This is a genomic window from Embleya sp. NPDC050493 (assembly GCF_044458105.1).
In the GTDB taxonomy this organism is placed as follows: Bacteria; Actinomycetota; Actinomycetes; order Streptomycetales; family Streptomycetaceae; genus Embleya.
Map to the genome: position 1 here is coordinate 50,373 of NZ_JBITHP010000044.1, position 14,424 is coordinate 64,796.

At 70.8% G+C, this 14,424-nt stretch carries 16 protein-coding genes; 6 read left to right on the forward strand and 10 right to left on the reverse strand.

From position 1 onward, the window contains the following. Positions 1-12 precede the first annotated feature (12 nt). Positions 13-783 (reverse strand): methyltransferase domain-containing protein, encoded by a 771-nt coding sequence (locus tag ACIBM5_RS44115; RefSeq protein ID WP_396012339.1) that lies wholly within the window; start codon positions 781-783, stop codon positions 13-15. Positions 784-811: 28 nt separating this feature from the next. Here ACIBM5_RS44115 and ACIBM5_RS44120 point away from each other — a divergent pair, with 28 nt between their 5' ends. Continuing rightward, on the forward strand, positions 812-1,264 hold the full coding sequence (locus tag ACIBM5_RS44120; RefSeq protein WP_396012354.1) for a MerR family transcriptional regulator: 453 nt from the start codon (positions 812-814) through the stop codon (positions 1,262-1,264). A gap of 498 nt (positions 1,265-1,762) precedes the next feature. On the opposite strand, the gene ACIBM5_RS44125 is transcribed toward ACIBM5_RS44120, so the two are convergent. Continuing rightward, entirely contained in the window at positions 1,763-2,185 is a 423-nt protein-coding gene (locus ACIBM5_RS44125) for a hypothetical protein (RefSeq protein ID WP_396012340.1), read from the reverse strand. Positions 2,186-2,364: 179 nt separating this feature from the next. Between ACIBM5_RS44125 and ACIBM5_RS44130 the strand changes: the two genes are divergently transcribed. From ACIBM5_RS44130 to ACIBM5_RS44140, 3 genes are read left to right on the forward strand one after another with little or no spacing between them, the layout of a single operon-like run. Then, entirely contained in the window at positions 2,365-3,081 is a 717-nt protein-coding gene (locus ACIBM5_RS44130; protein WP_396012341.1) for a TSUP family transporter, read from the forward strand. A gap of 55 nt (positions 3,082-3,136) precedes the next feature. Beyond that, entirely contained in the window at positions 3,137-3,430 is a 294-nt protein-coding gene (locus ACIBM5_RS44135; RefSeq protein ID WP_396012342.1) for a helix-turn-helix domain-containing protein, read from the forward strand. A gap of 39 nt (positions 3,431-3,469) precedes the next feature. Next, on the forward strand, positions 3,470-3,814 hold the full coding sequence (locus ACIBM5_RS44140; RefSeq protein WP_396012343.1) for a hypothetical protein: 345 nt from the start codon (positions 3,470-3,472) through the stop codon (positions 3,812-3,814). A 13-nt stretch (positions 3,815-3,827) separates the two neighbouring features. On the opposite strand, the gene ACIBM5_RS44145 is transcribed toward ACIBM5_RS44140, so the two are convergent. From ACIBM5_RS44145 to ACIBM5_RS44160, 4 genes are all read right to left on the reverse strand, one after another. Beyond that, positions 3,828-4,708, reverse strand: a protein-coding gene (locus tag ACIBM5_RS44145) for an IS5 family transposase (RefSeq protein ID WP_396012344.1) whose coding sequence is annotated in 2 segments (ribosomal slippage) — positions 3,828-4,348 and positions 4,348-4,708 — 882 coding nt in all. Because the reading frame shifts where the segments join, the coding sequence is not laid out codon by codon here. A 74-nt stretch (positions 4,709-4,782) separates the two neighbouring features. After that, positions 4,783-5,463, reverse strand: a complete 681-nt coding sequence (locus ACIBM5_RS44150) for a hypothetical protein (RefSeq protein ID WP_396012345.1) — start codon at positions 5,461-5,463, stop codon at positions 4,783-4,785. Between the two features lie 256 nt (positions 5,464-5,719). After that, on the reverse strand, positions 5,720-6,391 hold the full coding sequence (locus tag ACIBM5_RS44155) for a hypothetical protein (RefSeq protein ID WP_396012346.1): 672 nt from the start codon (positions 6,389-6,391) through the stop codon (positions 5,720-5,722). Between the two features lie 74 nt (positions 6,392-6,465). After that, the gene (locus ACIBM5_RS44160) at positions 6,466-6,927 is read right to left on the reverse strand and encodes a GNAT family N-acetyltransferase (protein ID WP_396012347.1); all 462 of its coding nucleotides are present in this window, start codon (positions 6,925-6,927) and stop codon (positions 6,466-6,468) included. 268 nt (positions 6,928-7,195) lie between these two features. On the opposite strand from ACIBM5_RS44160, the gene ACIBM5_RS44165 reads away from it, so the two are divergent. Further along, entirely contained in the window at positions 7,196-8,254 is a 1,059-nt protein-coding gene (locus ACIBM5_RS44165) for a MarR family transcriptional regulator (RefSeq protein ID WP_396012348.1), read from the forward strand. Between the two features lie 199 nt (positions 8,255-8,453). On the opposite strand, the gene ACIBM5_RS44170 is transcribed toward ACIBM5_RS44165, so the two are convergent. Further along, positions 8,454-9,686: a PP2C family protein-serine/threonine phosphatase gene (locus tag ACIBM5_RS44170; protein WP_396012349.1), complete on the reverse strand. Its 1,233-nt coding sequence runs from the start codon at positions 9,684-9,686 to the stop codon at positions 8,454-8,456. A gap of 212 nt (positions 9,687-9,898) precedes the next feature. On the opposite strand from ACIBM5_RS44170, the gene ACIBM5_RS44175 reads away from it, so the two are divergent. Next, positions 9,899-10,342 carry a MarR family winged helix-turn-helix transcriptional regulator gene (locus ACIBM5_RS44175; protein ID WP_391590004.1) on the forward strand — a complete coding sequence of 148 codons (444 nt, stop codon included), beginning with the start codon at positions 9,899-9,901 and terminating at the stop codon, positions 10,340-10,342. Between the two features lie 473 nt (positions 10,343-10,815). On the opposite strand, the gene ACIBM5_RS44180 is transcribed toward ACIBM5_RS44175, so the two are convergent. From ACIBM5_RS44180 to ACIBM5_RS44190, 3 genes are read right to left on the reverse strand one after another with little or no spacing between them, the layout of a single operon-like run. Further along, positions 10,816-11,229, reverse strand: a complete 414-nt coding sequence (locus ACIBM5_RS44180; protein WP_396012350.1) for an STAS domain-containing protein — start codon at positions 11,227-11,229, stop codon at positions 10,816-10,818. Beyond that, positions 11,226-12,311 carry a B12-binding domain-containing protein gene (locus ACIBM5_RS44185; protein WP_396012351.1) on the reverse strand — a complete coding sequence of 362 codons (1,086 nt, stop codon included), beginning with the start codon at positions 12,309-12,311 and terminating at the stop codon, positions 11,226-11,228. The genes ACIBM5_RS44180 and ACIBM5_RS44185 overlap by 4 nt, the downstream gene beginning before the upstream one ends. Beyond that, positions 12,311-13,987: a PP2C family protein-serine/threonine phosphatase gene (locus ACIBM5_RS44190; RefSeq protein WP_396012352.1), complete on the reverse strand. Its 1,677-nt coding sequence runs from the start codon at positions 13,985-13,987 to the stop codon at positions 12,311-12,313. Before ACIBM5_RS44190 ends, ACIBM5_RS44185 begins: the two co-directional genes overlap by 1 nt. Between the last annotated feature and the right edge of the window lie 437 nt (positions 13,988-14,424).

Here is a 14,424-nt window from a genome sequence, read left to right on the forward strand (position 1 = left end):
GTGGCCACCACCTCACCGTGGTGCGGTCGCCGTCGCCAGGAACATCGGCATGGCCAGGAAGAGGCGGTCGGCCTCGGCCCGCGCACGCTGCTCGGCGATCCAGCCGTCCGTCCGCTCGCGCGTGACGGCGCCGGTGGAGCAGGCTCCCTCGGCCAGTCCGGTGAGCAAGGGCAACATGGTCGGTCCCGTGAAAACGCCCGTGTGCACCTCGACCGTCACGTCGCCGAACCAGGCGTCCAGCAGCAGGTTGCGGTACCGACGAGCAGCACGAGGGCTGGTGGTCATCTCGGCGCGGGCGTGCACGATGGTGCGGGTGAGGGCCGGATCGTCGGAGTCGATCACGAAGGAGTCCCAGTCCTGGCCGAACAGCACGATGCGCCCGCCGGGCGTGAGAACCCTGCGGGCCTCGGCCAGTGCCCGCTCCGGCTCGGCCAGTTCATGGAACACCTTGTCGGCGCGGTAGCCGTCCATCGAGGCGTCCGGCAGCGGGAGTTCGTACGCTCCTGCGATCCGGAAGTCCGCTTCGGGCCACCGGCCGCGGGCGACCGCGATCATGCGCTCGTTCGGGTCCACTCCGACGGCCCGCACGTCCCGCTCGGCCAGTTCCGCCACGGCTCGTCCGGCGCCGCAGCCCACGTCCACGACGGATGTTCCGGGTCCGGCGCCGAGCAAGTCGTAGGAGAGGGAGCGCAGTTCCTGTGCGCCCGGCAGGCGATCGGCGGCGTCGAGCCGGGCGATGAGGTGGTCCGTCGACGGGGGTGTCTGTTCCGTTTCCCTGGTCATGAGCATCAGGTTGGGACTTAATGTCGGCATGAAGTCAAGCGAGTCCAAGACGCGCGTCGGCGGTGAGCGTGGCCCGATGAGCATCGGCGCCCTTGCCGAACGCTTCGGTCTGGCCACACACGTCCTGCGTCACTGGGAGGCGATGGGGCTCCTGGCCCCCGCCCGCGATGCCGCCGGCCGCCGCCGCTACCGCACCGCCGACCTCACCCGGGTCGCCGTCATCCTGCGAGGCAAGGAGGCAGGGCTCTCCCTCGACACCATCCGCGCGCTGGTCGCCACCGCCGATGCCGGGCAGCGACGGAACATCCTGTGCCAAGAGGCCGATGCGCTCCGCTCTCGTATCGCGGCTGCGCAGGCATCACTCGAACTCGTCGAATGTGCCCTCGACTGCGCGCAGGAGGACTTCACCCGGTGCGCCCATTTCCGGCAGGTGGTGCGGGATCGGGTCGGCACGGAGGCTGTCGTGCACACTCCCCTCTGAGGCCCGTCCGACCTACGCCCGGTGGCGGGCGGATCAGTGGCGCCGGTGCTGCGCGTCTTGACCCATGGGTCGACGTCTTCAACGACCCCCTGCGGGGACCGGTCCTTGGTGAGGCCGAGTTCGCCACCGACGAGGAGGCACGCTCGTTCGTTCCCCCCCGCGAAGTGCGTGGCGGAGGTGACCGACGACATCCGATTCACCGGAGGGCGCCTCGTCGAGGCCTCTCGTCGGGACGTGCTCGGTTGGCTGCCCGAGTACCGGCTCCACCCGGAGTGACCGGCAAAGTGTGGCGCTCTCCATGCGCGGCCCGACGGGGCCAACGATCGCTCCTCGGCAGGGCCGACTTCGGGCAGGCGGGCGCCCGCCGGCACGACTCCATCGTCGGCCGTTTCACCCGACGCGGTCCCGCCCTGCGTGTGTCGCGGATCAGGGCGCGGGGATGGGGTGGCCGGTCGCGGTGGCCGCGGTGTCGACGAGTTCGAGGAGGGTGCCGGTGGACTAGGGCAGCAGGCGCACCGCGACCACCCACGCGTCGGCGTGGTCGCGTCGGGTGCGGACGCGGCGGATCAGCGTGCGGGCCGCGGGGGCGTGGAGGAAACCGGGCGTCCGTGCCGCGTGTTCCGTGATGATGCGGACCGCCGCCGGCGCCGGCGTGCACGGAGCCGCCGCCACGTCCAGTACGGTGAGCGCGCCGGCGGCCAGGCGTTGCTCCATCCACGAGCCCGACGTCCCGAGCGAGGCGGGGCTGTGCAGCACCGCGTTACGGAACTCGGTCGGGCAGTCGGAGTGATCCAGGAGGCTTCGGGCCGGGTCGGCGTCGAACGGCTGCTCGGCCTGTGCGCGCAGGAGTTCCGGCCAGGGCAGTTCCTCGTCCCGGAACGGGTGCGTCATGCCGACGGCCTCGCGGAGTTCCGCGATCACGGCCTCGGGATATGTTCACGCGCACCATCGTCCACCACGCCCATCCCGTGACCATCGACGTGGACACGACGGCCGAGGCGCCCGGCGGAACCGACGCCTGGCCGATGAGTACTCAACCTGAGCAGTCTCGGGGAAAAGGTGCGTACTTCCCCGAGACCGCTCAGTGACAAGATCCGCCCATGACCCTGGCTCCTGTACTCGTCGGATTGATCGTGCTGGTCGCGGCGTCGCTGCAGCGGCTGACCGGAATCGGGTTCGGGCTGGTCGCCGGGCCGGGCCTGGTGCTGCTGCTCGGACCCGCGGAAGGGGTGGTGGTGTCGAACATGGCGGTGATGGTGATCAGCGCGATCGGCCTCGCCGCCACATGGCGCCAGGTCCGGTTGCGGCTGATGCTGCCACTGGTCGCGGCCGCGATGCTGACCGTCCCGTTGGGGGCGTGGCTGGTCGGGCGGCTCCCGGAGCGTGTGCTGCTGCTCGGGATAGGCACGTTCGTGGTGGTGTCCGTGTCGCTGCTCGTCGCGGGTGTACGCATACGCGCGCTCCGAGGCCGCCGCGGCGCCGTCACGGCGGGCGTCGCCAGCGGCTTCCTGAACTCGGCGGCGGGCGCCGGCGGCCCGCCGCTGACCTGGTACGCGGTGAACGCGGGCTGGGGCGGGGCCGAGTTCGTCGCCAACGCGCAGTTCCACGGGGCACTGGTGAGCGGGTTCTCGGTCGGTGCCAAAGGCCTGCCCGAACTCTCGTACCAGTACTGGATCCTGTGCGCGGCGGCGATCCTCGTGGGGATCCTGGTCGGGGACCGGTTCGGCAAGGTATCGGACACCCGGCTGCGCAAACTGGTCCTCGGCCTCGCCCTGGTCGGCGGCCTGTCGATCATCGTCAAGGGCGCGGTCGTCTGACCGCCCCCGGGCGCGGTTGCGGGCGCGTAGTCCGGCGCCGCATACCCGGCTGCGGTTGGAGTGCGTGCGGCTGCTCGCGCGGCGCATGACCGTGCCGGAGGTCGCCGACCTGGTCGAGTGCCACCAGGTCACGGTGCGCGAGGCGGTCCACCGGTTCCACGAGGGCGGGTTCGAGGCGTTGGGTGATGCCCGGCGGCCGGGTCGGCCGCCGGGCATCACCCGCGAGGACCTGGACGCGCTCGGCGCACTGCCGGACGCCTCGGCCCAGGAGGGCCGGACCTGGGCCGCGGCCGCGCCGGCCGACTGGCCGGCCGTCGAGCGCCAGGTGGCGGTGTCGCCGCCTGGTTAGGGCCTGTCCGGCGGATCATGACGTCGTAGGCTGCAGCGCATGCACAGAACGCTGACCGAGCACGCCCGGTGTCTTTACGGAGATGAGTACCGTCCGACGCCGGCGTGCGGTCAGGAGCACCGCGAGCACTACTTCGTCCAAGAGCTGACGTTCGCCGATGCGGACGCGATCCTGTCGATGCTGCGGGAGCTCTGCCCGAACCTGGTCGACGGCCAGCTTCCGGTGTGGATTCGCAACCTCGCCTATCGCCTCGTGCTGCTGCAGAGGCCCGACGAGCCGGCTCTTCTGCGAGAAGCCGCGCAGAACCTTTGGCTGCACGGTCCGGACTGGGACGGAATCGCGGCGGAGCTGACGCAGCGAGCCGAAGAGCTGGAAGCCCGATGACGGAGCCAGCCCGTCATTGCTTGAGCCACAGCCGAATCGAGGCCAAGGTGACGGTGCCCGTGAAGACGTAGGCGCGCTTGTCGTATCGGGTCGCCACGGCCCTGGAGTGCTTGAGCTGGTTGATCGTGCGCTCGACCTCGTTGCGCCGCTTGTACATCTCCCTGTCGAACCCGGCCGGCCTGCCGCCTCGGCTACCTCGGCGTCGACGGTTGGCCCGCTGGTCCTTCGGTTCGGGAATGGTGTGCCTGATCTGGCGTCTGCGCAAGTAGAGCCGGTTCCGGCGGGAGCTGTAGGCCTTATCGCCGCCGAGGTGGTCGGGGCGGGTGCGCGGGTGCCCGCCGCCTGGCCGCTTGACCCGGATCCGTTCGAGCACGGGGATCAGCTGCGGGCTGTCGCCCCACTGGCCGGGCGTGATCAGCAGGGCCAGCGGTCGGCGTCCGCCTTCGCCGGCGAGATGGATTTTGCAGGTCAGGCCGCCCCGGGAGCGTCCGAGTCCTTCGTCGGGGCGGTGCTGCCGAGGCGTTGATCTTTTTTCGGGACCCGTGGTGTTCTCCGTGGGGCCCCGGCCGCGTGCTGGTGGGCCCGACACGAGGTCGAGTCCACGCTGACCATGCTCCAGTCCACCCGACCGTGGGCATCGGCGTCGGTTAGGACCGCTTGGAGGAGCCGGTCCCAGGTACCGTCCGCGGACCAGCGGCGATGCCGCTCGTAGACGGTCTTCCAGCTCCCGAATCGCTCGGGCAGGTCACGCCACGGCACTGCGGTGCGGACCCGGAACAGAATCCCGTTGATCACCCGACGGTGGTCAGACCATCGTCCTCCCCGGGCACCGGACTTCGGCACATACGGCTCAAGCCGCATCCACTCGTCGTTCGTCAGATCTCCCCGCCCCACGACCAGAACAACGATCCCATCGTCGGACGGTCACAAGATCCGCCGGACAGGCCCTAGCCCTGGCCCTGGCCCGACTAGCTCTGGCCCAACACCAGTCGCTGGGCGGGGCGTACCGGGCGGCCGAAGTGGGCGCAGCGCTCCTCGAAACCCGGAGGGAGCCACGCGCCGCCCAGCAGCCGTGGGTGGGCCGGAAACGCCGCGAGGGCCGCCAGCGCGAACATCAGGGATGCCCATGGGGTGTTGACGCGCACGCACATGTAGCCCTTGCCGTACATGTCGTGGTAGCGGGCCTCGAAGACGCCGGGCTCGGGCAGGTCGATCTGGTCGAGACCGGTGAAGCCGAGGCTCAGCGGGTTGCGCGGATGCGCGAGGTACGCGGACATCTGCGTGATGGTCAGTTCGCCGCCGCCGTCGTGCACCCAGCGCGGGACGGTGTCCTGCTGCGCCCGCTTGCGGCGCGCCGCGTTGCCCAAAGCGTTCAGGGCCAGCGCGCCCACCACGAACCCCGGCTTCCCGATCGCGGCCACGCCGGTGCTGCGGTAACTGCCGTTGCCCACCGCGCGCAGTCGGAAATGCTCCCCCGCTCCGGTCGCGAGTACGCGCTCACCCGGCTCGATCCGGGCCGTGCTCGCGACGAGCGGGCGGCGGTCCGCCTGGCCGGTGACGACATCGGCCACGATGTCGCAGGTGTGCCAGAGGTATTCGTCGTACTGCGTCCACCCGTCGGCCGAGTGGGAGTCCGTTCGATTCCGCACGCTAGTCCCCTTGCCCGGCGAGCCCCGTGCCACGCCGCAACTCCGAGTCTAAGACCGCGTCCCGCGTGGTGGTTCCCGGCAGCGTCGGTCGTGGCAGAAGTGCGGCGGCGAGGGTGAGGGGGCCGGGCAGAGGTCGAATGTCGGCCTTTCCTGCACGACTTGGGCTCCGGTGGTGGTGGTGTCGGTGGTCGGGTGACATGGCTCGTGTCGGTGGTTGTTTCGGGCACTCACGGCCCTCGGGCGCCGGCAACACCCTTCACGGACGCACATACCCGATCCGGGCCATGTCCTCGGCGAGTTCGCCCACGCTCGCCTCCGGGTTGAGCGACGAGACGAGGGCCTGTGACAGGGGGCGCAGGGCATAGACGTGGCGTACGACCTCGAGGTCGACGGCGACCTCGTAGTAGTCGGCGGCGAACCGCCGGTATGCCTCGGGCCGGCCGTCGGCCAGGACATCGAACAGCTGCTCGGCGCCGTCCGCGTCCCCTCCGTCTCGCGAGGGGAAGTCGACGGCGCCCGACCGCCAGGAGAGATCGGAGTGCGTGCGCCACAGGCACACGGTCGCCCGCGGCGTCCCGTCCGCTCCGCAGAACGCCGGCTCCTCCACACACGCACGAAAGACCGCGGGGACCGTGTCCATCAGGCCGGGCCACACGGCCGCGGGACGGTCTCGATACGGGGCCATCGGCGACTCGTGGTCGAATCCGCGGGCGAACGCCCCCGCCGCGGAGAAGACGATGGAGTACTCGTTGCCGCTGCCGTCCCGCATCGAGGCCATCTCCTCGGTCGGCGACCAGTGGGAATCGAAGGAGAAGAACCGGAACTCCCAGTCCGGGCTCATGATGGCGTCCAGCATCGCCATGGCCCGGGAACGGTCTCGAACGATCGAGATCTCCGGCAGGCGGCGGGTCACTTCATACACGGACACGGCCCCATCCAAGCCGAGGCCGGTGACAACACGCAGAACGCATCGACGACCGGGACTTGCTGGAGGAGGGGAGGTCAGTGGCTCGTCGGATGTCTCGCGACGGGCTTGATGTAGCGGTGGCAGGGGACGAGGACGGAGCCCGTGAGGCTGTCCGCCGGATAGTCGAACAAGCCTTCGTCGGTCCAGCCGTTGCGTGCGTAGAATCTGCGGGCCCGGGTGTTGCCGCCCACGACGGCCAACCAGGCCCGATCATGGCCGCCGGCGCCGACGAGGCGCTCGGCTTCCGCGAGCAGTAAGTCCCCCACCCCGAGGCCGCGGCGCTCTTTCGACACGTAGAGCTGTTCCACCTCGTCGTCGATCACCGTTACGAAACCCGCCACCGCTTGATCGGTGTCGACGACGACCGTGGCGTTGATACGTTCGAGCGTCCGTGTCCGGAACGACGTCGCGCCGCGTACGGCGACGAGAGTATCGGGAACGTGCCCCAGATGGCTTTCACGCCACCCTCGTTGCCAGATCTCCGCGATCGTTCCCACATCGTCCGGATTTGCGGGCCGAAGCATCAAGAACCCCCCTGTCAAGCGTCATCGTTCGAACCTCCGGCGAGTCCGGCGAGCAGGCGAGAGATCCGAGCGGACCGGCCGTCCCGGCTGTGCGGTCACCCTCGGGACAGATCCTGGCAGCGGAGTCCCCGCGGACCGAAACCCTTTCGGCCGTCGCCGAAACGCCTGTCGCAAAACCGCCTTGGCGCGGTCCGAGGCATCCGGAGAAGATGACCTTCCCGCCACCTCAGAAGGACATCTCGTGCTGCGCATCACGTTCACGTCGGAAGACCTGGTCAGGACTCGGATCGCCGCGACGTGGGGCCCGCTCGGCGAGACGTTCTTCTCCCTGACGACCCTGCAACAGCCCCAGGGGGAAGCTCTGTTCGGTGCTTGGCGGCAGAGGGTCCAGGCCGAGTCGGCCGCTCGAACGCATCCGGCTTCCGCTCTCTTCCACGAGGCGTTCATGGATCTGTTCACCGTGACGGGAGCGTCGACCTCGATAGAGGAAGGCCTCGAGGCGGTGCGCGCGGTCCGAGCGGACCACCTGCACGCCGAGCTCGCCGGAGCGGCCCACGCCCGCGTCCGCTACTCGCGTTGCACGGGACCGTGGGCGGGTACCGCATGGGGAGACATCGCGCACCACCGCGCGGACCGCGAGGAACTGGTGGCCTATCTCCAGGACTCTCACCGCGCTGCCGTGGCCCCTTACTGGCCGCGCATCCTGTCACGCTTACAGGCCGAGCAGGCCGGTCATGCCCGCACACTCGCGGAGCACGGAGTGGAAGCGATGCTCGCGGGGCTGCCGCCCGGATTCCGCTGGCAGGCCCCGACTCTGGAGATCGGGCGAGGAGCACTCACCGGTACCGTCGAACTGGCCGGCCGAGGTCTGTTGCTGGTTCCCTCCGCCTTCTGCCAGACCAGGCCCATCACCTACACCAGCCCCACGGACGATCAGGCGCCCGTCCTGCTGTTCATACCCGTCATCCGCAACGTCACCGACGCCGCCGGTCTACTGACGACACTGGAAAGTGGACTGGACAAAGCCCTGGCCGCCCTCCTGGGCCGCACGCGCGCCCGCACCCTCGACGCCATCGGCGGCGGCCCCTGCACCACCGGACAACTGGCCGAGCGAATCCGCGCATCCCCGCCCAGCGCCAGCGAGCACGCCACCATCCTCCGCCAGGCCGGCCTCGTCACCACCACCCGGCACGGCAACGCCGTACTACACACGCTCACTCCCCTCGGGGACGCGCTCCTCAACGGCCACCACTTCCAGGAGCCGATCCCGAAACCACCCCACGGACGTGCCACCGCATAGCCGGACGTCAAACCGAAGGCCCCACGTCCTCCGGACGCCTTGGGTTCGCCCGCCTGCAATGGTTCCGCCGACTGCGGATCCGATGGAAATCCGCGACGACATCCGCGCGGCATCCGCGCGGCATCCGCGGCATCCGCGCGGCATCCGTCGGACCGCGAAGCGCTCCCGGCCCGCGAGGAGTTCGCGCCGCCTCGCGTCGTCACCGCGGATCGTGAGATGGCGCGGGGAAGGTGGGGGACCGGCCGGGGTCCTGGGCTGTCGGGTGGTCGGTGGCGGGTCTGCCGTACCAGTCCAGGCAGACGACCAGGGCGTCGTCGTCGGGGACGGGTCGTCCGCGGTGGCCGGCGAGTTCGCGCAGGACCGCGCGAGGCATCTCGGCGGGCGGCAGCAGCCGGGTGGCGTTGATCGCCCGGGCCAACGCGCGGTCGCCGTAGGCTTCGCCGGCCGGTGAGGCGACCGCGTGGACGCCGTCGCTGACGAACACGAGGCGATCGCCGGGACTGACGTAAAACTCCTGCGCCGTGTAGTCGGTCTCCTCGAACATGCCCAGGGGCAGTTGCGCGTCGAAGTCGATCGGGGTCACCGTGCCCTCGCGCAGGAGCAGCAGGCGCGGGGAGCCGGCGTCGACCACCTGGACCCGTCCGGTGGCCAGTTCGAAGTCCAGCAGCAGGACGGACAGGTAGGCGTCGCCGCGGTGCCGGGCGAAGACGGCCTGATCGGCCAGGGCGGCCTGGTCGGCGATGGGGATGCCGGCGCGCCGGGCGTTGCGCAGGGCGTTGATCGTGAGGTTGCTGAGCAGGGCGGCGTCGATGCCCTCGCCCATGCCGTTGGTCACCGTCAGGACGAGGTGGTCGGCGGTGGCGGACCAGTCGAAGTTGTCGCCGTGCACGGCGTAGGCGGGTTCGAGCTGGGCGCCGATGGCGTACTCGGCGCGGCGGCAGGCTCGTCCGGGCAGGAGTTGCCACTGCATTTCGGCCGCCAGGGTCAGGCGGTCCTTGCGCCGGGCCCGGAGGTAGACGTCCGTGTCGCGCTCGGCGACGATCACCGCGTGGGCGAGCATCTCGGCGATGTCGGCGAGCTCGGCCACGATCGTCGGCGGGCAGGCGTCGGTGGGGAAGGTCACGGTGAGTACACCGAGGCGGTCGCCGCGTACGGTCACCGGGAGGTGGACGACGGTGGCGTCTTCCTGTGCCTCGCGTACGGGCTCCTGCGCGCCGAAGGCTCGGCCCTGGGGGCTGTTGTCGACGGAGAGGGGCTCGGTGGCGTGCGGGAGCGCGGAGACCGATTGCAGGACGGTCAGGCTGTAGTCGGCCATCAGCAGGTCGACGGATTCTGCCCGATAGTGCCTCGTCAGCACGCTTCGGATGGCGTCCGGCAGCCCATGTGGAGGTGCGGCGCGCAGCGCGCGCTCGGCTTCCTCGGATGCGTTCACGGTATGTCTTCAGCCGTTCTCTGCGGGGTGCGGCGGTGGCACCCTCGTGCGTGTCCGTGGAACGGCCCGGGCCGCCTGTCGGATCAACCGCTTTTTCAGCGTCTATTGTGGTCACGGCGCGGCCGTGGGGCCGGGGCCGTTTCGGGCGTCAGAGTAAGGCGGTGAGCGGGGTTATCTCCTCTCGACACGACCATTCGGACGAGACGGCGCGCGTGGCGACCGCGGCGGCCGAATTGCTCGAAATGCTGCTGGGGCGGGCGTCCACCGCGCCCGTTTCCACCTCACAGCTGCGCGCGCTGTTTCTGCTCGAGCAGCACGAGGGGATCAACCTGCGCACGTTGGCCGACGGCCTGCGGTCGACGCCCTCCTCGACGAGTCGCCTGTGTGACCGCCTGCAGGCGGTGGGTTTCGTCGAGCGCCTGCCCAGCGCCAGCAGTCGTCGCGAACTGCAGTTGCGGCTGAGCCGGCGGGGCTGCGCCTTCCTGGCGGATCTGCGGGCCCGCCGTGAGCGGGAACTGGCAGTCGTGACCGCGCGCATGTCGGGCGAATCCCGGGCGATGCTGCTCAAGGGGCTCGAATCCCTGCAAAACGCCGCCATCCCGGTCCTGGACGAGATGCCGGACGCATCGCTCGCCCCGCACGCGCAGACCGCTTGAGACGACCGGACGCCACGTGCAGGCAGCACGGTGCGCCCGCTTCATCGCGTGCCGGGAGCGCCGAGCACGTCGGGTAGGTCCGGCACGTCCGGCCGATGCGTCGCGACCGGACGCCGGCCGATGCCGATGTCCCATGGCGACTCCTTTCGTCGGACGAGCGGCGACACCCGACCGCAGGCGAGCGGACCGAGCAACGCGACCAATGTCGTTGTCTTCGACGCCGGTTGCCCTGCCCCGCCGTCCGAAGCGAAGCGTATCGAATGATTGACCGATGACAAATGTTGCGGGTGGACATGCGTCACGGGCTCGGTCCGCGTGAGCCCGGGCGCGTTCCTCGGGGACGACCTCGTGAACGCGACCCGGACAACGCGCGGGCGCGTGCGACGGGCGGGCGCCGCGCGGGTGGGCAGGTCCGTCGCGCGGCCCGCCGCGTGGATGCGAGGCGCCGGCCGGCCGCCGTCGGGCGTCGGCCCTCAGGGAACGGGGGCGGACGCGGCGTCGCCGCCCGCGTCCGCTGTGGCCCGATCGCCGGCGTCGGTGTGCCCGGTGAGGTACCCGTCGACGCCGGTGATCTCGAGCAAGCGGGTCAGGTGGCCGGGTTGCCGGTGCAGGTGCACGGTGACTCCGGCGGAATGTGTGCGGCGGCCCACGCCGATCAGAGCGGACAGTCCGCCGGAGTCGATGGCGGTCAGGCCTGCCCAATCCAGGTGCACATGACGCAGGGCCGGCCCGTGCTGCTCCGCGTGTGCGTCCAGCGCCGAATTCACCGTGTGGGTGAACGCATCGATGGAGTCGTAGTCGAGGTCTCCCCGGATGGCCAGGTGCAGCGAGTGTGCGTCGCCGGCCTGGACGTGGACGGAGAGCTCGACCGGCACGTACGAGGTCATGCGGTGACTCCCGGACCGGAGTGGGCGGGGGCCATGGGCAGGGTGTCGGCAGCGATGTCGAGAAAGGTGCGGGCGCGGGGGAAGTCGTGCAGTTGCCCGGCCAGGACATCCAACCCCATGCGCAAGCCGGCGACGGGCACGTGACGGGCGGCGAGGATGTCCGCGGTCCACGTGACGAACGAGGTGAACAGCGCGACGTCGTCGACGTAGAGGGCCGTGGCGAGGAAGTCCACGATGTGGGCGAGGTCTTCGGCGGTTCGTTCGCGCTGGGCGGCGCTGTAGGAAGGCATGGCGGGCAGGCGCTCGTCCAGGCCGGCCAGACACTGCCGCACCAGGGTGGTGCGGCGGGTCTTGACGAGGGTGTACTCCTGGTCGCCGAGGTGGGGCAGGTCGTCGATCTGATGCCGCTGAACCGCCCGATGGCTGGTGAGACCCCGGGCCAAGAGGTCGGCGGCGCTTCGCGCGTCGGGCGCCCAGGCGTCGGCCCGCAGCAGACGGGCGTAGCGGCCGTCGACCCCGAAGGCGGCGCCGCCGACCATGACCGGCATACCGAGTGACTGCACGGCGGTCACCGCCTGGTGCGCCGTGGGCAGGTGGGTGGGCAACGAGGCCGACAGCAGCACGGCGGCCGGGTTGGTCTGGTGCACGTGTGCGATCAGGTGCGGAGTGGGGGTATGGGCGCCGAGGAAGTCCACCCGCCAGCCGCGCCGAGTGAGCACCTCGGCCAGCAGCCGGGCGGGCAGGGAGTGCCATTCGCCGTCGACGCAGGCCACCGTGATCCGCCCCCGACTCTGCGGGAGGGGCGGGGCGGGACGGTGGTGGGCGAGGGCGGCGATGACCCGGTCGGTGATCGCGGTGGCCGCGTGTTCCTCGGCCACACTGATCCGGTCGGCGGCCCATTCGACCCCGATGCGGTGCTGCACGCCGGCCACGACGTCCAGCAACAACGACTCACGATCGGCTCCGGCATCGGCCGCCGCGGCGACCAGCCGCATCGCGGCCGGCTCGTCCCTGCCGATCACCGCCGCCCACAGCCGCTCCGAAAGCTCCGGGGCCGTGTCGTGGTTCGTGGCGTCGGTCATCACGGTTCCTCGCGTCGCAGGTGGGGGTCCCCGTGCCCGCCCACGACGTCGAGCGCGTCGTGGCCGTCCGTCGGACTGGTGATCGCCAGGGTGGCCATGTCGTCGTGACGGCCGCCGCCCAGCCACTGCGCCGCCAGCATCTGTACGCGTTCCACCACCGCCTCCGCCGGCATCCGCGCGCACTCGCGCAGGGCCTCTTGCAGTCTCGACTCACCGTAGAGCTGGTTGCCCAGTGGCCCGCCGCGGGCCTCGGTGATGCCGTCCGTGTAGAGCAGACACGTTTCCCCCGGCGCCAGAACCACATCCACGCTCCGCGCCCGGACCTCGGGCAGAGCCCCGATGAGGGTGCCGCCGGTGGCGGCTTCCTCCACCCGCCCGCTTGCCCGGACGATCAGCGGCGGGAGGTGTCCGGCGCTCGTCAACCGCAGCCGCACCTGCCCCGCACTGCGTCGAACGGAGGCCAGCACCAGGGTTGCGAACCGGGTGTGGTGGGAGTTGATCAGGGCGTCGTTGAGGAGGGCAAGGACCTGCTGGTGATCACCGGACAGCGGCAACAGCGCGTGCAACACGCTGCGGATCTTGCCCGTCAGCACGGCGGCCTCCAGGCCTTTGCCCGCCACGTCCCCCAGCACGACGAACGTCTCCCCGGAGGGATCCACCCCGGGATGGACGTCGTAGAAGTCACCGCCGACACGCTCGTGGTCCTGTGCGGCCCGGTAGACACCGGCGTACTCCACGCCGTGCACCCGCTCCAGCCGCGGCGGCAACAATTCCCGCAGAAGTGTGGCCGTGATCGACGCCTGCTCGGCATACAGCCGCGCCGCCGACAGGGCGGTGCCCGCGCGTGCGGCGAAGAGCCGCGCGAAGACTTCCTCACCGTCCGTGAACGCCCGTTGCGTACTGGGACGCATCAGGATCAGCACTCCGGCGGGAACCCCGTGCCCGGGCAACGGGGTGACGATCACCGACCCGATCACACCGGCGAAGCCCGGTGGCACCACCCAGTCGGGGACCTCGCCGGGGTCGATCCACCGCGTCGGTACCGGCGGAAATCCTTGCAACGCCTCCGCCAGTCCGGGAAGCGTTCCCGTGTCGATGGACATCACCGCCTTCGTGACCTCGCCGCCGACCTGCGCATACGTCAGCGCATGACGGCGACCCTGGCCCGGGGCGATGATGACCGCCGCATCCGCGAGGTGATCCGCAGCCATCCGCGCCGTCACCTCCGCGCAGCGCTCCACGTTCAGCGACGACAACAACGCACTGGAGATCTCCGCCAGCAACGCGGCGCGCTCACGCTCACCGCGCAACGCCCGCTCGGCCAGACGCAGATCGGTATCCTCCACCAGCCACCACACCACATCCCCGCCCTCGCCCGGCGAAGGATGCGCTTCGAACGTACGGCCGGCGACCGCGCCCGAGACGGCCTCCCGAGCCGCCCCGACCGACGGCAGGCGATGGTGCGCTTCGGCGAGCCAGTGCGGCAGGCCGCCTGCCGCCAGACTCTCACCGGCCTCTGCGGCGTGCGCGAACAGGCAGTGCGCGACTTCATTCGTTTCGACGATGTCCCCGGCCCGGTCGGCGACGAGGACGGGATAGGGAGCGTTACTCCACGCGGTGCCGACGCGAATGCAGGCATCGCGCGGAATGTCGGGGGTACCCGAAGAACGGATCACAAGCCGGGGAACGCATCGCGCGCACCCCACCACCTCTCTGTCGTTCGACAACAGTTGTCTTCGTGCAACCGTGTCGCATGCGCCGGCCGTATGCAACACCCGGCTCACAATCCGACAATTGCCCCATTACGTCACATGAAGACCATTCCGTCGCGCACGATCGACTCCACTCGACCGCCGCTTCCCGAGCGCGGCCGGACATGCCTGGGACGGATGGCGCCGTACCCGGACGGTCGACGGCCTTCTCGCCGGGGCATCGGGCAGCGCGGTGGCCGGGGGCGGCGGGGGACGGGTCCTGCGGCCCCGGCGACCACGGTGCCTCGGACGCGGGGGGGGGGGGGGGGGCGCGCGGGGGGGGGGGGGGGGCGGGGGGGCCGCGGGGGGGGGGGGGCGGCCCCGGGGCGCGGCGCGGGGGGGCGGGGGGGGCGCGGGCCGCG